General features: G+C 58.1%; 16 protein-coding genes. 8 read left to right on the top strand and 8 right to left on the bottom strand.

Going from position 1 to position 17669, the window contains the following annotated elements:
* Positions 1-80: 80 nt before the first annotated feature.
* On the top strand, positions 81-1289 hold the full coding sequence (locus tag ASF69_RS17960) for a multidrug effflux MFS transporter (protein ID WP_062589569.1): 1209 nt from the start codon (positions 81-83) through the stop codon (positions 1287-1289).
* Positions 1290-1360: 71 nt separating this feature from the next.
* On the opposite strand, the gene ASF69_RS17955 is transcribed toward ASF69_RS17960, so the two are convergent.
* The 5 genes from ASF69_RS17955 to ASF69_RS17935 all read right to left on the bottom strand — a co-directional run bounded on the left by ASF69_RS17955 (position 1361) and on the right by ASF69_RS17935 (position 6936).
* A complete protein-coding gene (locus ASF69_RS17955) occupies positions 1361-2185 on the bottom strand; it encodes an inositol monophosphatase family protein (protein WP_062589568.1) in 825 nt (274 codons plus the stop codon).
* Between the two features lie 25 nt (positions 2186-2210).
* Positions 2211-3038: an inositol monophosphatase gene (locus ASF69_RS17950; RefSeq protein WP_062589567.1), complete on the bottom strand. Its 828-nt coding sequence runs from the start codon at positions 3036-3038 to the stop codon at positions 2211-2213.
* A gap of 48 nt (positions 3039-3086) precedes the next feature.
* Positions 3087-3965: a tRNA 2-thiocytidine(32) synthetase TtcA gene (ttcA, locus tag ASF69_RS17945; RefSeq protein WP_062589566.1), complete on the bottom strand. Its 879-nt coding sequence runs from the start codon at positions 3963-3965 to the stop codon at positions 3087-3089.
* 72 nt (positions 3966-4037) lie between these two features.
* Positions 4038-4967 (bottom strand): glutaminase, encoded by a 930-nt coding sequence (locus ASF69_RS17940; RefSeq protein WP_062589565.1) that lies wholly within the window; start codon positions 4965-4967, stop codon positions 4038-4040.
* 61 nt (positions 4968-5028) lie between these two features.
* Positions 5029-6936 carry a murein L,D-transpeptidase gene (locus ASF69_RS17935; protein ID WP_156462109.1) on the bottom strand — a complete coding sequence of 636 codons (1908 nt, stop codon included), beginning with the start codon at positions 6934-6936 and terminating at the stop codon, positions 5029-5031.
* Between the two features lie 418 nt (positions 6937-7354).
* On the opposite strand from ASF69_RS17935, the gene fumC reads away from it, so the two are divergent.
* Together fumC and ASF69_RS17925 are read left to right on the top strand one after the other, a co-directional pair.
* Positions 7355-8746: a class II fumarate hydratase gene (gene fumC, locus ASF69_RS17930; protein WP_062589564.1), complete on the top strand. Its 1392-nt coding sequence runs from the start codon at positions 7355-7357 to the stop codon at positions 8744-8746.
* 335 nt (positions 8747-9081) lie between these two features.
* Positions 9082-10152 (top strand): GGDEF domain-containing protein, encoded by a 1071-nt coding sequence (locus tag ASF69_RS17925; RefSeq protein WP_062589563.1) that lies wholly within the window; start codon positions 9082-9084, stop codon positions 10150-10152.
* 28 nt (positions 10153-10180) lie between these two features.
* Here ASF69_RS17925 and ASF69_RS17920 read toward each other — a convergent pair whose 3' ends face one another.
* Genes ASF69_RS17920 through ASF69_RS17910 form a run of 3 tightly spaced genes read right to left on the bottom strand, consistent with a single transcriptional unit; the run spans position 10181 to position 13058 of the window.
* Positions 10181-10789, bottom strand: a complete 609-nt coding sequence (locus ASF69_RS17920) for a pyridoxamine 5'-phosphate oxidase family protein (protein WP_062589561.1) — start codon at positions 10787-10789, stop codon at positions 10181-10183.
* Positions 10790-10835: 46 nt separating this feature from the next.
* Positions 10836-12653, bottom strand: a complete 1818-nt coding sequence (locus ASF69_RS17915; protein WP_062589560.1) for a monovalent cation:proton antiporter-2 (CPA2) family protein — start codon at positions 12651-12653, stop codon at positions 10836-10838.
* Between the two features lie 36 nt (positions 12654-12689).
* On the bottom strand, positions 12690-13058 hold the full coding sequence (locus ASF69_RS17910) for a DUF971 domain-containing protein (protein ID WP_062589559.1): 369 nt from the start codon (positions 13056-13058) through the stop codon (positions 12690-12692).
* Positions 13059-13237: 179 nt separating this feature from the next.
* Between ASF69_RS17910 and moaA the strand changes: the two genes are divergently transcribed.
* The 5 genes from moaA to mobB all read left to right on the top strand — a co-directional run bounded on the left by moaA (position 13238) and on the right by mobB (position 17639).
* Positions 13238-14227, top strand: a complete 990-nt coding sequence (gene moaA, locus ASF69_RS17905) for a GTP 3',8-cyclase MoaA (RefSeq protein WP_244475523.1) — start codon at positions 13238-13240, stop codon at positions 14225-14227.
* 148 nt (positions 14228-14375) lie between these two features.
* Positions 14376-15278: a DMT family transporter gene (locus ASF69_RS17900; RefSeq protein ID WP_062589557.1), complete on the top strand. Its 903-nt coding sequence runs from the start codon at positions 14376-14378 to the stop codon at positions 15276-15278.
* Positions 15275-16501: a multidrug effflux MFS transporter gene (locus tag ASF69_RS17895; RefSeq protein WP_062589556.1), complete on the top strand. Its 1227-nt coding sequence runs from the start codon at positions 15275-15277 to the stop codon at positions 16499-16501. Before ASF69_RS17900 ends, ASF69_RS17895 begins: the two co-directional genes overlap by 4 nt.
* A complete protein-coding gene (gene mobA, locus ASF69_RS17890; RefSeq protein ID WP_062589555.1) occupies positions 16501-17130 on the top strand; it encodes a molybdenum cofactor guanylyltransferase MobA in 630 nt (209 codons plus the stop codon). The genes ASF69_RS17895 and mobA overlap by 1 nt, the downstream gene beginning before the upstream one ends.
* The gene (gene mobB, locus ASF69_RS17885; protein WP_062589554.1) at positions 17127-17639 is read left to right on the top strand and encodes a molybdopterin-guanine dinucleotide biosynthesis protein B; all 513 of its coding nucleotides are present in this window, start codon (positions 17127-17129) and stop codon (positions 17637-17639) included. Before mobA ends, mobB begins: the two co-directional genes overlap by 4 nt.
* Positions 17640-17669: the final 30 nt, after the last annotated feature.

Here is a 17669-nt window from a genome sequence, read left to right as displayed (position 1 = left end):
CCAAGCAACGCCTTTGCCGTTCTTTCAGGACCAAGCCTGTGACAAATCCTTCACAAACAGAGTCGACCCCAAAAGTTGCCATGGGGCGTACGGAATTTATTGGCCTCGCGGCAGCGCTGATGGCGTTGAACGCTCTGGCAATCGACATCATGCTTCCCGGCCTGCAGGAGATCGGGGCGGCGCTCGGCGTTGATAATGAAAATCACCGCCAGTATGTGGTTTCGGCCTATCTTATCGGCTTTGGCGTAGCGCAGCTCTTTTACGGGCCCATCGCTGACCGGTTCGGTCGCCGCAAGCCAATGCTGTTCGGCCTCGCCATCTACATTCTATCTTCAATCGCCGTGGTTTTCGTTCCGTCCTTCGCGGGGCTGCTCATCCTGCGGTTCATTCAGGGCATCGGGTCGGCTGCGACGCGCGTCATCACGATTTCGATCGTTCGTGACATTTACGGCGGCAGGCAGATGGCCGAAGTCATGTCGTTGATCATGATGGTCTTCATGGTCGTCCCGGTCATCGCGCCCGGTACAGGACAGATCGTGCTCTTCTTCGGGGACTGGCACCTGATTTTCGGTTTCATGGCAGCAATCGCCGCTGTCGTTACGGTCTGGATGTATGTGCGTCTGCCGGAAACGCTGCACGAAAAAGACGTTCGTCCGCTCACGCTGGCCTCTGTCCTCCAGGGCTTCAAGATCGTTCTGACCAACCGGGTGGCGCTGTGCTACACCATCGCCAGCACGATCATCTTCGGCGCCCTGTTCGGCTTCATCAATTCTGCCGAACAGGTCTATAAGGGCATCTACGATCTCGGCGCATGGTTTGCCGCGGCCTTCGCCGGCGTGGCCATCTTCATGGCCGCATCGTCCTTCCTCAACTCCCGGCTTGTCGGTCGCTTCGGCATGAGAAAGCTGTCCCACGGCTCACTCCTACTGTTCATCGCGATCACCTTCATCTGGCTCATGGCACAGATCTTCGGTCCGCAGCCCATGCCATTCGTGCTGTTCATTGCCATGTTTGCGCTGTCGATGTTCCAGTTCGGCCTGATTGGCTCCAACTTCAACTCGCTGGCCATGGAGCCGCTTGGCCACGTTGCCGGTACGGCGTCCTCCGTCATCGGCTTCATGAGCACCATTGGCGGCTCGTTGATCGGCGCGGTCATCGGCCAGGCGTTCAACGGCACGGCCCTGCCCATGGTTGCAGGCTTCTGCGTCGTGTCTGTCCTTGGCCTCATCTTCGTGCTGATCGGTGAAAAGGGCGTGCTTTTCCAGCCGCAGAACAAGCCGACTCATTGATCCTCGTCACAAACAGGAAGGGCGCGGATGATAGCATCCGCGCCCTTTTTTTATGCCTGCAAGGCGGCCGCTCAGACCGTGAAGATCTTCTCGCGCAGCAGTTCCCAGGTTTCCTGATCCGGCGTCAGCAGAAGACCGCCGCTCGTATGGTGCGGAAGATAAGGCGAGCCGTCGAAACGGGCGGCATAGGCACCCGCTTCCTGCGAAATCAGCGTTCCCGCAAGGTGATCCCAAGGCATCAGCTTGTTATACATCAGGAAGTGCATGTGGCCGCCGCAGAAGATGCGGTATTCATGCGCAGCACATCGATAGCTGGTAAACAGACGCACATCGGCCAGATTGTTGAGCAGACGGCGACGTATATCGCCCTCGAAATAGCCGGTATTGGCGATGCCGACCATCTGTGAAAGTTCTGGCGCTGGCACGACATTCATCTGCGTCTGGGAGCCATCGGCGCTGCACATCCATGCGCCGGAGCCCTTTTCAGCAATCACCCAGTCATTGCCCATGGGATCGTAGATCAGTCCGGCAACGGTCTCGCCCTTGGAGACCACGCTCAGCATCACGCCGAACAGCGGCAGGCCGGAGGCAAAATTGAAGGTGCCGTCGATGGGATCCACGATGACAGCGAGATCGGCATCACCGATCTTTTCCAGAAGCGAAGGGTCTGCGGCGACCGCTTCCTCCCCCACAAACAGGGCGTCCGGCATAAATTCTGCAACGCGGGCGCGGATCAACCGCTCCGCCGCTTCGTCCGCCTCGGTGACAAGATCGATCGCCTCGGTCTTCACGCGCACATCGCCCTCGCCGAGATTGCGAAATCTCGGAAGAATCTCCACGGCTGCTGCCTCCTGCAGGGCATTGGCAAGAGATGCGATGTCGATTTCCACGCTCATGGGTATTCCTTCCTGTATGTCAAAATCAAAGGCCGACGATTTCACGGCGGAGCATTTTCCAGCTCTCCTTGTCGGGAGCGGACAGAATTCCGCCGGTCAGGTCGCCGGGACGGTAGGGCGTACCATCGAATTTTGCCGTAAATCCGCCCGCTTCCTGATGGGTCAGCACGCCAGCAAGGTGATCCCACGGCATGAGTTTCTCATGGCCGATGAAATGCAGCTTGCCCGCTGAGACCAGCCAGTATTCATGTGCCGAGCAATTCAGCGACAGCGCCATCTTGGCCTTGGTCATATTTGCGGCAATGACAGGGCGGCGCTCCTCGAAACTGTGCCCCCAGGAAAAGACGCCCACCATCTGCGAGAGATTGACGGCATCTGCCACACGCAGCTTCGCTTCGCTTCCGCTCTTGCGCTTCAACACCGCGCCCGCGCCCTTGCCGGAAAGAATGGTGTCGCCCATGACCGGATCATGAATGATGCCCGCGACCGTCTCACCCTTGACCGTTACCGCAAGCAGCGTGCCAAAAGCAGGAAAACCGGAGGCATAGTTGAATGTTCCATCGATGGGGTCGATCACAAAGGCCAGTTCCGCGGTGGTCAGAGCGGGGATGACCGACTTGTCGGCATCATAGCTCTCTTCGCCAACAATATGCGCTTTCGGAAAACGCGAGAGCAAAGCAGCTGTGATCCGCTTTTCCGCCTGGATATCCGCCTCTGTCACAAGATCCACGACGGAGGTCTTTTCGGCGATGTCGGATGCGCTGAGGTTTCTGAAACGCGGAAGAATTTCGGTTTCGCCGGCCTCGGCAACCGTTGCGACGAGGAAATCAAGATCGGTATCGGAAAGGGTCATCAAGGGGTTCTTTGAAAAGGTGGGACATGAGCTTCACGACCTAATCCCCTAGCGTGACGGATCGGTGACAGTCAGGCCTGAGAAATCGAAAAGCTTGGTGTCGAGCAAATGCGACGGATTGACATGCGCCATGGCGCGCAACATCACGTCCTTGCGACCCGGCATCCGGCGCTCGATATCAGCCAGCATGTCCTTCATCGCGTTACGCTGCAGGCCGTCCTGCGAGCCGCAGAGATCGCAGGGGATGATCGGGAACTCCATGGACGCAGCAAATTTCGCCATGTCGTCTTCTGCGCAATAGGCCAGCGGACGCAGCAGCATCAGGTCGCCCTCGTCATTCAAAAGCTTTGGTGGCATTGCGGCCAGCCTGCCCCCGTGGAAGAAGTTCATGAAGAATGTTTCAAGAATATCCTCGCGGTGATGGCCGAGAACCAGCGCATCGCAGCCCTCTTCGCGGGCGATGCGGTAGAGATTGCCCCGCCTAAGCCGCGAACAGAGCGAACAATAGGTCCCGCCCTGCGGCACCTTTTCCTTCACGATGGAATAGGTATCGCGATACTCGATCCGGTGCGGCACGCCGATCTTGGTCAGATAATCCGGCAGGATATGCTTGGGAAAGTTCGGCTGGCCCTGGTCAAGATTGCAGGCAATGAGTTCGACAGGCAGCAACCCGCGCCATTTGAGGTCCAGCAGCAGCGCGAGAAGTCCGTAGCTGTCCTTGCCGCCCGAAAGTCCCACAAGCCAGCGCTTCTGGCCCTTCAACATGTCGAAATCGTCAAAGGCCTGACGCACATTGCGCAGCAGCCGTTTGCGCAGCTTGTTGAACGACACGGAACGCGGCGCATTGGCAAACAGCGGATGCGCGCCACCCTGCTCCTCGGGCTCGACGCCATCAGGCATGTCATCGATATCTGCGGCAATGTTCATGGGTGGTCTCGCTCGTTCCAGAACGCGTATCGGCGTTTCAGCCTGAGGGAATGCCCTCATATGCCCTCAAGATCAAGCCCCGAATACCGACCAGCCCATTTCGTTGGCCAGCATTTCCAGCGCTTCGGACCCCAGCGCCGAGTTGCCCACCTCGTTCAACCCCGGAGACCAGACGGCGATGGAAGCCTTGCCCGGCGCCACCACCAGAATGCCGCCGCCCACGCCGCTCTTGCCCGGCAGACCGACGTGATAGGCGAAATCGCCGGAGCCATCGTAATGGCCACAGGTCAGCATCAGGGCATTGATGCGTCGTGCCCGTCGCTCGGAAACGACCGAATGTCCCGTTATAGGATTGCGCCCGCGACTGGCGAGAAACAGCCCTGCCCGCGCCAGCTGAACGCAGTTCATGGATATGGCGCATTGGTGGAAATAGACACCCAGCGTGTGTTCCACCGGATGGTGCAGATTGCCGAAGCTGCGCATGAAGTTGGCCAGCGCAAGATTTCTATAGCCCGTCGCCTGCTCGGACTTTGCTACCGTGTCGTCGATTGAAATGGTTTCATCATCGGCAAGATAACGGATGAAGCGCAGCAACTCACCAATCGCCTCGCGCGGCTGGTGGCCTGCCAGAACCATATCCGTGACCACGATGGCACCAGCATTGACGAAAGGGTTTCGCGGGATACCGGATTCGCGCTCAAGCTGGACGATGGAGTTGAAGGCAGAACCGGAAGGCTCGCGCCCAACACGCTTCCAGACATTTTCGCCGGTCTTGCCAAGCGCCAGCGTCAGCATGAAAACCTTGGAAATACTCTGGATGGAAAAGGGTGTCTGCGCGTTGCCAGCCACGAAGGTGTCGCCTTCCACGGTGGTAACGGCAATGCCGAACTGCTTCGGATCAACCTTGGCAAGTTCGGGAATATAGTCGGCAACCTTGCCCTCACCCAGCCTGGGCTGCATCACCTCATAGATGGAATCGATGACCGCCTGAATGTCCTGCATTGCCCGCCCCTGATAAAGAAAAAGCGCCCGTGAAGGCGCTTTTGAGATGTGTTGACGTGCGTCAGATGGAAGAGGCCCGCGCCTTCGTCGTTGCGTCGAAGGCCTTTACGACATAGCTGTCGCGGTCATAGACGTCATCGAAATACTGGACCTTCCCGTCCTTGTCCGGCCAGGCGGTGAAGTAGGCCACATAGACCGGAATCTTGGCTGGCACTTGCACGGCGCGGTTCTCGCCAGCGGCAATCTGCTTGTTGACGTTATCAAGGCTTGTGCCAAGCACCGCGGCGGCCATGCGCCGTGGATCGACCAGACGAATGCAGCCATGGCTCAACGCGCGCATGTCGCGGTTGAAGAAGCTCTTGGCAGGCGTATCGTGCATGTAGATCGCGTGGGCATTCGGGAACAGGATCTTCAGGTCACCGAGCGCATTGTCACTGCTTGGTGGCTGACGTACCGATACCGACTGCGTGGAGCCATACCAGTTGACGCTGGACGACGAAACCGGACGGCCATTGACCGAAACCTCATATCCCAGACGATCCAGATAGGAAGGATCGTTGCGCAGCTTCGGCAGCATCTCGTTGATGATGATGGACTGCGGCACGCCCCAGTAGGGGTTGAATTCAACGGTCTGGATTTCATCCTGGAAGAAGTATGTCTGGTTGGCCTTGGAGCCGATGACAACCTTCATGCCGAAGTCTTCTTTGCCCTCATTATGGTAGTAGGCCATGAAAGCGGGCTGATTGATGAAGACGAAACGGTCGCCCAGATCGGCTGGCAGCCAGCGCACCTGCTCCATTGCCACTTCCAGCTTGGCAATCTTGGCTTCGTTGCTGTCGCCGGTCATTGCCCGCACGGTTGCCCGGCCGATAACGCCGTCAGCCTTCAGGCCGTTCTCGCTCTGGAACGCTTTCACAAGATCGACCAGCTCAGGCGTGTATTCCGATGTCTGCTGATATCCAGCAAGCGTCGCCGCATGGTCAGTCTTCAATCCGGTGGAAGAGCGGTGCTCGATCGCCTTGACGACCGTTGCCATCTCCACATTGTTCTCACCCGGCTTCAGCACCAGATCGCCGGGAACGACAGGCTTGTTGCCGGTATCCTTGTCTTCGTTGCGCAGCTTTGCCAGTTCGGCCTTCAGCGCCTGATATTCTGGGTTGGAAGGCTCACGGCTGCGCAGGTAGGCGGCAACATCCGGACTCATGCTGGCGAGTTTGAGCACCGGCGCGAGATTGACGGTCTTGCGCTTGAAATCGTGGTAGCCGGAAAGCTTGTTCGGATCGACACGGCCACGGGCGGTATCCTGCACATAGGCAAGCACCTTGGCCGAAAGAGCCAGTTCGAACTGCATCATGGCTGGCGGAATGTTCTGCTCTTGCGCAAGTGCTGCATTTTGCACCTGGGCCTGCGGCTCGGACGAAATGCTGGCAGTCACATCCTGAGACGGTGCGGAGATGCTGTAATCGGCAGGATTCAGCCCGCTGTCACCAACGGTCTCAAAGAAGGCGAGAACAGCGCTGGCGCGCTCGTTCAGATCGCCATTCGAAACCCAGATCGGCTGGCCACCGGCATTGTAATAAGCCTCCAGCGCCTTGGCGACGTCAGGCGTGGCGGACATCTTCACGCCGGAAAGACCGGAGGAGAATTTGGAGGTATCGACAGCGCGGGTAGCGTCCGTCTTGTAGGTGTAATAGCGAGGGCCTGAAACGCGCGGCAGCGGCTCCGGGTCGACATCACGCGCAGCGGCGGCGGCATTGCCCTGCTGGGTCACACCCGGGAAGCCCCGGTCCTGACGCTCACGCTCGACCTTGCCTGGGCCGCCACGCAGAAGGTCCATGAGCGTCACCGCGCCAGCCGTGCCCGGCGCACCAACAGAGACGGAAAGACCGAGAGCCAGTATCCATGCTGCCGACGTTTTTCCTGATGTAATATGCAATTTGGTCCTCGCCGCGTCCGCGCCATCATTCATCGAGGCGCATATAAAGGGTCTGTGTCTGTCTAGCTGATTGGTCTTCTTTTGGGAAGAAACGCACGAAGTCCAATAGGGTGCCAGACATGGGTTTCCATCACGACAGAAATCGTTTTGGCATGAGCTCCACGTTTGGCGAGAATAGTTAAATTTCTCTTTAAATTCCTAATATTGACAGAACAAGTTTTTGACAACGATCACGTAAAGACCCGCTTTTCACAGCCATTTTCGCGCGTGGCGCAAAAGCCACTAGGATCGTTTTTCGAAAACAGGCATCGACGCTCCGAAACTCTTGCGAAATATGGCGATAGCCCGCTCGACAGGCTTTCCATGGCTGCGGGATGGCTTTATATGTCGGCGCGCGCAAGGCTGGCGGGGACGCCGGCTTGCCGGAGGACACACAGGAGAGGCAGGACTGATGACAGCCACACGCACCGAAACCGATACATTTGGCCCGATTGAAGTTGCAAGCGACCGTTACTGGGGCGCTCAGGCACAACGCTCGCTCGGAAACTTCAAGATCGGCTGGGAAAAACAGCCCGCATCGGTCGTCCGTGCGTTGGGCATCGTCAAGCAGGCAGCCGCCCGCACCAATATGGCGCTGGCCGGGCTCGACAGCCAGATCGGTGAAACCATCATCAAGGCTGCACAGGAAGTCATCGACGGCAAGCTCGACGACCACTTCCCCCTCGTCGTATGGCAGACGGGTTCCGGCACACAGTCCAACATGAACGCCAACGAAGTGATCTCCAACCGCGCAATCGAAATGCTCGGCGGCAAGATGGGCTCCAAGAAGCCCGTCCACCCGAATGATCACGTCAATATGAGCCAGTCGTCCAACGACACCTACCCGACGGCCATGCATATCGCCTGCGCCGAACAGATCGTCCACCACCTTCTTCCCGGCCTCAAGCATCTCCACCAGGCGCTGGATGCCAAGGCGAAGGCCTTTGCGCATATCATCAAGATCGGCCGCACCCACACGCAGGATGCAACACCGCTGACGCTCGGCCAGGAATTCTCAGGTTACGCTGCTCAGGTTGCCTCTTCCATCAAGCGCATCGAAATGACATTGCCGGGTCTGTGCGAACTGGCGCAGGGCGGCACCGCAGTCGGTACCGGCCTCAACGCGCCGATCGGCTTTGCAGAACAGGTGGCAGAAGAGATCGCCAAGATCACCGGCCTGCCCTTCGTCACCGCGCCGAACAAGTTCGAAGCGCTGGCTGCACACGACTCCATGGTGTTTGCGCATGGCGCCATCAACGCAGCAGCCGCAGCACTCTTCAAGATCGCCAATGACATCCGCTTCCTGGGCTCTGGCCCGCGCGCTGGCCTCGGTGAACTTGCCCTGCCGGAAAATGAGCCCGGTTCGTCCATCATGCCGGGCAAGGTCAACCCCACGCAGTCGGAAGCACTGACGCAGGTTTGCGCCCATATTTTCGGAAACCAGGCGGCGATCACCTTCGCCGGAAGCCAGGGTCATTTCGAACTGAACGTCTACAACCCGATGATGGCGTATAACTTCCTCCAGTCCGTGCAACTTCTGGGTGATGCAGCCGTGTCCTTCACAGACAACTGCGTGGTCGGCATCGAAGCGCGCGAAGACAATATCAAGAAGGGCGTCGAAAACTCGCTCATGCTGGTCACCGCGCTCAACAGCAAGCTGGGCTACGACGCCTGCGCAAAGATCGCAAAGACGGCGCACAAGAACGGCACGACCCTGCGCGACGAAGCGGTTGGCGGTGGATACCTGACCAATGAAGAGTTCGATCAGTATGTCCGCCCGGAAAATATGATCGGCCCTAGATAACTAATGGTTGCGGAGATGGCATGAATGTGCCATCTCCCGCCACGGCCTAAAATCAGAACCGGCCGGCATGATCTTTCTCGTAAAAAGGGAAAGAAATACTACGGAATTTTTTTAAATATAAGAATTTACCTCTACAAACTTACCCACGAAGTGCTATGGAGGCGCAGTTTCCTGCTTTAGTCGATTCTAAATAAAAACAGCACTAAAGCACGGGGGGAAATGTACTGGGCTATCTCTTTTACAAAATAAAAAAATTATTCCGTCAGGTAAGATTTTTACTGAATTTGTAGGATCAGGTAGCAAGATACCAAATCTGTTTTTTCGGGAGTGACTTGATGAGTCCGACATCAATACCCAAGGCGCCGGGTACGGATATTGCGGCGCAAATATTGTTTGCGATGCGCAATATGGGGGTCGTGCCCATTCCCCGAAACTACAATCTCTTTTACGAGGCCTATATCGGCTCCAATCCTGCGCTTACGCGTGATCTGGCCGCACTTGGCGGTAGAGCAACGCAGGAGGAGCTGGACGAGCTGAGCGCTCGCTACTTCGACTACACGCATATCCAGTTGATCGAGGCTGCGCGGGACCGGCTCCATTCGGAATTGAGCACGGTGCTCATGGTTCTGCAGAACGAGCAGACATGTCTGGAAAACTACAACCGTATTCTGGATGAGACCCGCGCCGGTATCGCCGACAAGAACCATACGAGCACCCATTTGCTTCGTACCGCCATCTCGATGCTGGTGGAGGCGACGACCAACAAGATCGCCGAAAACGAGAGCGCCTCCAAAGACTTCGACCGCCACGCGGAAGAAATGCAACAGGTTCGCCTCGAACTCGACGAATACAAGCGCATCGCCAACACCGATTCACTCACCAGACTTTCCAACCGCAGGGCCTTCGACGACAAGCTGTCCTCCATCTATGACGTCAGCATAGGACTTCACATGACGTCTCTGGTGTTGTTGGACGTCGACAACTTCAAGCGCATCAATGATACGTTCGGACATCCTGTCGGCGACAAGATCCTTGCAAGTGTGGCGTCGGTCATCAAATCAAACGTGCGCAAGGATGTCTTCGTCGCCCGAAGCGGCGGCGAGGAATTCGCCATCGTTCTCGAAAACAATACCCAGGACGAGATTCACGTCATGTGCGAGCGCATCCGTACATCGCTCGAAAGGACGCCTTTCCGCAACTCCAAGTCTGGCGTTGATTACGGTCAGGTGACGATATCCATCGGCTACGCGCTTGCATCACAGGCACAGAACGCCGGAGAGCTGTACGCGCTTGCAGATACCGCCATGTACCACGCAAAGGAAACTGGACGTAACCGAACCGTATTCTTCGAAGACGGTATGCAAAAGAACTACACCGGAAAAAGCTGGCTGATCTACAAGCAGTGATGACGTCAGCAGGGTACCGGGCGATTGCTCACCACAAGGTACTCACCGCACGTGCGGGCCATTCGCGGTCATAGGTGTCCTTGTCGAAATCCTGCTTTGCGGCTTTGAGCATCGCCCCCGGAGTGGGCAGCGAAGCCGGATCCACGAAATTATCCGGGTTCCAGAGTTCTGAGCGCATCAATGCCCGCGCGCATTGGAAGTAAACCTCGTCTACGGTAATCACGATGACCGTGCGGGGATGCTTTCCATCCATCTCGAAGCTTTGCAAAAGCTCGGGAGCGATGGAAACGACCGCCTTTCCATTGATCCTCATCGTGGTGTTCGATCCGGGCACCAGAAACATCAGGGCAACACGCGGGTCGCGCACGATGTTGATCAGGGAATCGACCCGGTTATTGCCGCGCCAGTCCGGCAGCAAAATTGTCCTTTCATCCTCAACCCGCACGACGCCACCCTTGTCACCGCGCGGTGAACAATCGGCACCTTCCGGCCCAACGGTTGCCAGCGCCACGAAAGGCGCCGCTTCGATCATCCTGCGATATTCGGGCGTCAGGAAAGGCGTTACCTTGAGGTTGGAGGCCTCCGAGCCAGAGCCATAAATCGCCTTCAGATCATCAACCGAACGGATAATTGTCACCAGAGTCTCCTTGCTCTTCAGTTCAACATCAGACCGGCATGGCGGCCTAACTTTCCTGTGCCGCCTCTTCCCGCGCTTCCCGTTCGGCACGTTCACGCGCGGTGCGGGCAGCGACGATATCGGCAGGCTGGGCGTTGCCGCGGATGAGAGAGCGACCGGCATAGACGCCGCCGACAACCTCAAGCGCAAAACGCTCCTTGTCCACGTCCCGGAATTCTTCCACCAGCCGTTCTGCCAGCTCGATTTCCTCGCCAACCGCGGTCAGCACCTTTTCGCTGAAATTGAGAGCGGACTCATACGTCTCACGGATCTGGTAGTCCACGCCGGCCTTCAAAAGGTCGAGCGCATGGCCGCGATCATAGGCACGAGCAAGAACGGGCACCAGAGGAAACTCGTGCTTGACGATCTCGGCGATGCGAATTGCCGCTTCCTTGTCATCGACGCAGATCAGCACCGCGCGGGCTGATCCGGCGCCTGCAGCGTGCAGGATTTCCGCACGCGACCCGTCGCCGTAGTAGACCTTGAAGCCGAAGCTCGAGGCATCGCGAACGAAGTCGGCATCCTTGTCGACCAGTGAGAGCGTGTAGCCCCGCGCGAGAAGCGGCTGGCTGACAATCTGGCCGAAGCGGCCAAAGCCGATCATCAATATGCTGCCCTCGACATTTTCCGGCAGGTCAAGGTCGCCCGTCTCGGGTAGCTTCTTCGGCATGATGCGGTCATGCGCAATGACCATCAACGGTGTGAGAATCATCGAGATGATGATTGTTGCCGTCAGCACGGCATTGGCTTCGGCATCGAGAATACCGGCGGCAGCAGCCGCAGAATAGAGCACGAAGGCGAATTCGCCGCCCTGCGCCATCAGCACGGCGCGTTCGATGCTTTCGCGCTGGCAGGTGCCCAGAACGCGCGCGACACAATAGATCAGCAGCGCCTTGACCAGCATGTAGGCAACGACGCTCATCATCACCAGCTGCCAGTTTGCGGCAATCACCGTCAGGTCGATCGCCATGCCGACGCCGAGGAAGAACAGGCCAAGCAGGATGCCGCGAAAAGGCTCGATATCCGCTTCCAGCTGATGCCGGAACGACGATTCCGACAAAAGCACACCCGCCAGAAACGCGCCCATGGCCATGGAAAGCCCGCTGACCTGCATCAAGAGTGCCGATCCGAGCACGACCAGCAGCGCTGCCGCCGTCATGACTTCTCGCGCACCGGACGCAGCCAGAAGTCGGAAAAAGGGATTGAGCAGGTAGCGGCCCGCAACGATGAGCGCAACGATTGCGGCCAGTGCGATACCAATCGAAAGAAGTCGCTCACTCAGCGTGACTGCTTCACCACCAGCGCCCAGGAAGGCGACCAGCACAAGAAGCGGCACGATGGCCAAATCCTCGAACAGGAGAATGGCAATGATACGCTGACCTTTCAGCGTCGACATGCTGTTGCGCTCCTGCAGCATCTGCATGACGATGGCCGTTGAGGTGAGCACGAAACCGGTGCCGGCCACAAAGGACGGTATCAGCGAAAAGCCCAGCGCAAGGCCGATCAACGTCAGCCCCGCCATGCAGGTGACGACCTGAAGCGCGCCAAGGCCAAAGATATCCTTGCGCATCGACCACAGGCGCGAAGGCTGCATTTCAAGCCCGATGATGAAAAGAAACATCACCACGCCCAGTTCGGCAATGTGGATGATGGCCTGCGGATCGGAGAATGCGCCAAGACCGAATGGGCCAATCACCAGACCGGCAGCCAGATAGCCCAGAACCGACCCTAATCCAATTCTTTTGAACAATGGGGCCGCAACGACGCCCGCCGCCAACAGCACGACAACTTGCGCCAGATCATTCGCATTTCCCTCGACCGCCAAGTGCCACCCCTGTCTTTGCCTGAATATGCATTTCTGCTAACGGATTTTAGGCTCTCGGCTCAAGCCTTTTTCGGCAAGTTCCTGCTCGTAAGCTGTGAACAGTGCGTCACCACGCTCGCCCAGCTCGAACAAATATCTCCAGGTGAAGATGCCGCTGTCGTGGCCATCGTCGAAGGCTATGCGGACGGCGTAGTTTCCGGTCGCGACAACGGCCTTGATGCCGACATTCCGTTTGCCCGGAACCGTGATCTTCTGGCCGGGTCCGTGCCCCTGCACTTCGGCTGACGGTGAAAGAACTCTCATCATTTCGGCGCGCAGGTCGAACGAAACACCGGTGTCAAACGTTACCACCATGTTCTTCCTGTCTTTCGATATGCGCAGTTCCGTTGGCCAGGGCTCACTCATTTTTCATTTCCGCAACATGATAATATACTGCACACTTATGACCTTGCCCGCCCCCGGGCAAGCCACTACATGAAGACATCAGCGCGCACGCACCCCAAGAATGCACTGGAGATTACAGCTTGAACAGCTTCCTCGGATCGCTTCCCAAGGCGGATACCCTGACGGAAAGCAAGGCGCCGATGGTGGACCCCTTTGGTCGCGCTGTCACCTACCTGCGCGTCTCGGTAACGGATCGCTGCGATTTTCGCTGCACCTACTGCATGTCCGAGCATATGACGTTCCTTCCAAAGAAGGACTTGCTTACCCTTGAAGAGCTCAACCGGCTCTGTTCCGCCTTCATTGAAAAGGGCGTGCGCAAGATCCGTCTGACGGGCGGTGAGCCCTTGGTTCGCAAAAACATCATGCATCTGGTGCGTGATCTCGGCCGCCATGTTCAAGCGGGTACGCTCGATGAACTGACGCTGACGACCAACGGCTCGCAACTGGCAAACCACGCAGCCGAGCTGCATGACTGCGGCGTGCGCCGCATCAATGTCTCGCTCGACACACTGGACCCGGACAAGTTCAAGCAGATCACCCGCTGGGGCGACTTTTCCAAAGTCATGGCCGGCATCGACGCCGCATTGGCCGCAGGCATCAAGATCAAGCTCAACGCGGTGGCGCTCAAGGATTTCAACGAGCACGAAATCCCTGAACTCATGCGTTTCGCCCATGCACGTGGCATGGACCTGACGGTCATCGAAACCATGCCCATGGGTGAGATTGAGGAAGATCGCACCGACAGATATCTGCCTCTGTCGCAGGTCCGGGCCTCGCTGGCGCAGCAATTCACACTCGATGATATCGGCTATCAGACCGGCGGCCCTGCCCGCTACGTCCACGTCAAGGAAACCGGCGGCAGGCTGGGCTTCATCACGCCGATGACCCATAATTTCTGCGAGAGCTGCAACCGCGTGCGCCTGACCTGCACGGGAACGCTCTACATGTGCCTGGGTCAGGACGATGCCGCAGACCTTCGCACCGCCTTGCGGGCATCCGAGGACAATGCACTGCTGTCTCAGGCGATCGATGATGCGATCCTGCGCAAGCCGAAGGGGCACGACTTCATCATCGACCGCACCCACAAGCGCCCCGCCGTCGCACGCCATATGAGCGTGACGGGCGGGTGAGCCTGCTTTATTCGATGTTGCTGAAATTATTCGATTGAAATCCCGGTAGCCACGTGCGACCCATTCACTGTAAGAGGAGTGGGCGGAGTCGTCATATGTGCATTTAGCGCGTCTTGGCAGCCCCGTTTGGGATCTGGGATTTGGAATAATGGCATTGACGGAGAATATGCGCGGCGCTTTGCTCATGGCGCTCGCGATGGCTTGCTTTACGATCAACGACGCATTCACCAAGTCCGTCACGCCCTACATCAACACCGGCCAGATCCTTTTTGTGCGTGGCGTCATGACCTGTGTTCTGGTCTATTTCATCGCACGCCACATGGGCGCGCTGCGTCCGCTAAAGACGATCCTGCGCCCCATCATCCTGCTTCGCTGCCTCTGTGAAGTCGTGGCATCCATCCTTTATCTCAGTGCACTTGCGTCCATGGGCTTTGCCAATGTGTCGGCCATCATGCAATCGCTGCCGCTGGCGGTTACGCTGGGTGCCGCCATCTTCCTCAAGGAACCGGTCGGCTGGCGGCGCTGGACGGCCATCCTCGTCGGATTTATCGGCGTACTGATCATTCTGCGGCCTGGCCCGGATGGCTTTACGACGGCTGCCCTTCTGGTCGTGGGCGCCGTCTTCGTCACCGCCGGGCGCGATCTCCTGACGCGGCGCATGTATACCGATGTGCCGTCACTGACGGTGACAATGACGACAGCTGTGGTCAACACCTTGTTCGGCGCAGCCCTCATTCTGCCCTTTGGTGGATGGCAGCCGATGGACAGCTATGTGTGGTCTCACCTTTTCATGGCCGCCATTCTGGTCGTCATCGGATATCAGGCCGTCATTCTTTCCATGCGCAGCGGTGATATCGCTTTCGTCGCGCCCTTCCGCTACACCAGCATGATATGGGCATTTTCCATCGGCTATTTCGTGTTTGGAGAAAAGATGACGGCGTGGATCCTGCTTGGCACGGTCATCATTGTTGCGTCTGGCCTTTACACCTTCTATCGCGAGAGCCGCCGCAAACAGCCGCCACTGGCAAAGACAGCGACGAGAATTCAATGACCGGCGTCAAGTTTCTCGATCGCACTACGCCGCCGCACATCGCAACGCTGGTGCTCGTCTCGGGCGTCGCCGCCCTTTGCGTGAACATCTTCCTGCCCTCGCTGGCGGCAATGGCCGTCTATTTCGAGACGGATTACGCCGTCATGCAATTTGCCGTTTCCGGATATCTGGCAGCGACGGCCATCCTGCAGCTCGTCATCGGCCCGCTCTCGGACCTGTTTGGCCGTCGCCCGGTGCTGTTGGCCGCACTGGTCATCATGATTGCAGCCACCATTGTCTGTGCGCTGGCTCCCAATGTCACCGTCTTCATGATTGGCCGCGTTTCCCAGGCGGTCATTGCATCCGGCTTCGTGCTTTCGCGCGCAATTGTTCGCGATATGGTGCCTGCGGATCGTGCGGCCTCGATGATAGGCTATGTCACCATGGGCATGTCCGTCGTGCCGATGATCGGCCCCACCATTGGCGGCTTTCTCAATGATTTCTCCGGCTGGCAATCCAGTTTCCTGCTCGTCGCCTGTTGCGGGCTGGCCATCCTCTTTCTGGTCTTCTTCGATCTTGGGGAAACCAACCGCCAGAAATCCGCAAGCTTTTCGGAACAGTTTCAGGCATGGCCACAATTGCTGCGCTCTGCCCGCTTCTGGGGTTATGCCATGACCTCGACCTTCACGTCAGGGCTGTTCTTCTCCTTTCTCGGTGGCGCGCCCTTTGTCGGCTCGGTCCTGTATGAGCTGACGCCTGCCATTCTTGGAATGCAGTTCTTCTTCATGGCCGGTGGTTACATGCTTGGAAACTTCCTGTCGGGGCGTTATGCGCGGCAGATCGGCATTCCCGTCATGATGCTGGCCGGAAACGTCATCTCCACAATCGGCATCATGGGCGCCATCGCCCTGCCCTTTCTCGGTCTGAACAGCCACTACGAGTTCTTCCTGCCGCTTGCGCTGATTGGCGTCGGCAATGGCGTCACATTGCCAAGCGCCAATGCAGGCATGGTCAATGTCCAGCCGCATCTGGCGGGCTCCGCGTCTGGCCTTGGCGGTGCGCTGACCATTGGCGGCGGCGCGGCACTGTCTGTCCTCGCCTCCTCGCTGCTGTCGAAAGAGGCGGGCACCATGCCGCTCCTCATGGTGATGTTGCTCAATGCTGTTCTTGCCCTTATGGCAAGTGCCTATACCGGCATTCAGGAACGCCGACACCAGGAAGCCATGCAGCAAGGCAAAGCATGATGACATCAAGACCAGAAACGCCCGGCCTCATTTTGGCCGGCGGCCTTTCCAGACGCATGGGAACGAACAAGGCGCTGAGCGTGCTTGGCGACAGACCGCTTCTTTCGCATGTCATTGAACGCATTGCCCCGCAGGTCTCCCGACTCGCCCTCAACGCGCCCTCGGGCTGGGCTGAAACCTTCAACCTGCCCTTGGTGCCAGACACCAAGACCGGTCATGCCGGTCCGCTGGCGGGCATTCTGGCGGGTATGCGCCACTTTGCGGTCAACGCAGCGCAGGCAACGCATTTTCTCACCGTTCCGGCAGACAGCCCGTTTTTCCCGGAGGATTTGGCATCGCGCCTTGGCGAGCATGTGACCGGGCAAGACGCCATCGTCATCGCCGCATCCAGCGGCCATGTCCACCCGGTCATCGGCCTTTGGCCCGTCTCCATTGCCGATGATCTGGAGCTTTGGCTAACGGATGACAACAACCGCCGCATCCGCAGCTTTCTGGCCCGGCACGCGACGCTTGGCGTCTCCTTCTCTCCGCTTGAAAGCGCCACCGCCAGCATCGACCCGTTCTACAACATCAATACGCCGGACGAACTTGCGACAGCCGAAACATTCCTCAAGAGCATGACCGCATGACCCAGAAAGTATTCGGAATTTCCGGTTGGAAGAACTCGGGCAAAACAGGCCTTGCCGTCCGCATCGTTACCGAACTGACGGCGCGCGGCTATCGCGTCTCCACCATCAAACACGCCCACCACGACTTTGATATCGACAAGGTGGGCGCTGATAGCTGGCGTCACAGGCAGGCGGGCGCCCATGAGGTGACAATCGTATCCGGCACGCGATTTGCCATCATGCATGAGCTTCGCGGCGGCCCGGAACCCTCGTTCGAGGATATTCTCGCGCGCATCGCACCCTGCGACCTTGTCCTCATCGAAGGATACAAATACGAGCCGGTGCCCAAGATCGAGGCGCGGCGGCTGGAGGCTGCCAAGACCGAGCCGCTTGCACCGAGCGATCCGCACATTGTCGCAATTGCCGCAGATCATGCCATACCGGACGCGACGCTACCGCTTTTTGATCTGGACGACACATCCTCCATTGCTGATTTCATCGAAAAGACCGTCGGCCTTTCGCGCGGCTGAACGCAAAAAAGCCGGGCAATTACCCGGCTT

The sequence above is a fragment of the Rhizobium sp. Leaf311 genome (genome assembly GCF_001423445.1).
In the GTDB taxonomy this organism is placed as follows: Bacteria; Pseudomonadota; Alphaproteobacteria; order Rhizobiales; family Rhizobiaceae; genus Agrobacterium.
Note: the sequence above shows the minus strand (reverse complement) of the source record. Positions and strands in the feature narration are given on the sequence as shown.

Bases quoted from the DNA above. Each gene is read 5' to 3' on its own strand.
- ASF69_RS17960 (WP_062589569.1), top strand. From the start codon at position 81: ATGGGGCGTACGGAATTTATTGGCCTCGCGGCAGCGCTGATGGCGTTG.
- ASF69_RS17955 (WP_062589568.1), bottom strand. From the start codon at position 2,185: ATGAGCGTGGAAATCGACATCGCATCTCTTGCCAATGCCCTGCAGGAG.
- ASF69_RS17950 (WP_062589567.1), bottom strand. From the start codon at position 3,038: ATGACCCTTTCCGATACCGATCTTGATTTCCTCGTCGCAACGGTTGCC.
- ttcA (WP_062589566.1), bottom strand. From the start codon at position 3,965: ATGAACATTGCCGCAGATATCGATGACATGCCTGATGGCGTCGAGCCC.
- ASF69_RS17940 (WP_062589565.1), bottom strand. From the start codon at position 4,967: ATGCAGGACATTCAGGCGGTCATCGATTCCATCTATGAGGTGATGCAG.
- ASF69_RS17935 (WP_156462109.1), bottom strand. From the start codon at position 6,936: ATGAATGATGGCGCGGACGCGGCGAGGACCAAATTGCATATTACATCA.
- fumC (WP_062589564.1), top strand. From the start codon at position 7,355: ATGACAGCCACACGCACCGAAACCGATACATTTGGCCCGATTGAAGTT.
- ASF69_RS17925 (WP_062589563.1), top strand. From the start codon at position 9,082: ATGAGTCCGACATCAATACCCAAGGCGCCGGGTACGGATATTGCGGCG.
- ASF69_RS17910 (WP_062589559.1), bottom strand. From the start codon at position 13,058: ATGAGTGAGCCCTGGCCAACGGAACTGCGCATATCGAAAGACAGGAAG.
- moaA (WP_244475523.1), top strand. From the start codon at position 13,238: ATGGTGGACCCCTTTGGTCGCGCTGTCACCTACCTGCGCGTCTCGGTA.
- ASF69_RS17900 (WP_062589557.1), top strand. From the start codon at position 14,376: ATGGCATTGACGGAGAATATGCGCGGCGCTTTGCTCATGGCGCTCGCG.
- ASF69_RS17895 (WP_062589556.1), top strand. From the start codon at position 15,275: ATGACCGGCGTCAAGTTTCTCGATCGCACTACGCCGCCGCACATCGCA.
- mobA (WP_062589555.1), top strand. From the start codon at position 16,501: ATGACATCAAGACCAGAAACGCCCGGCCTCATTTTGGCCGGCGGCCTT.
- mobB (WP_062589554.1), top strand. From the start codon at position 17,127: ATGACCCAGAAAGTATTCGGAATTTCCGGTTGGAAGAACTCGGGCAAA.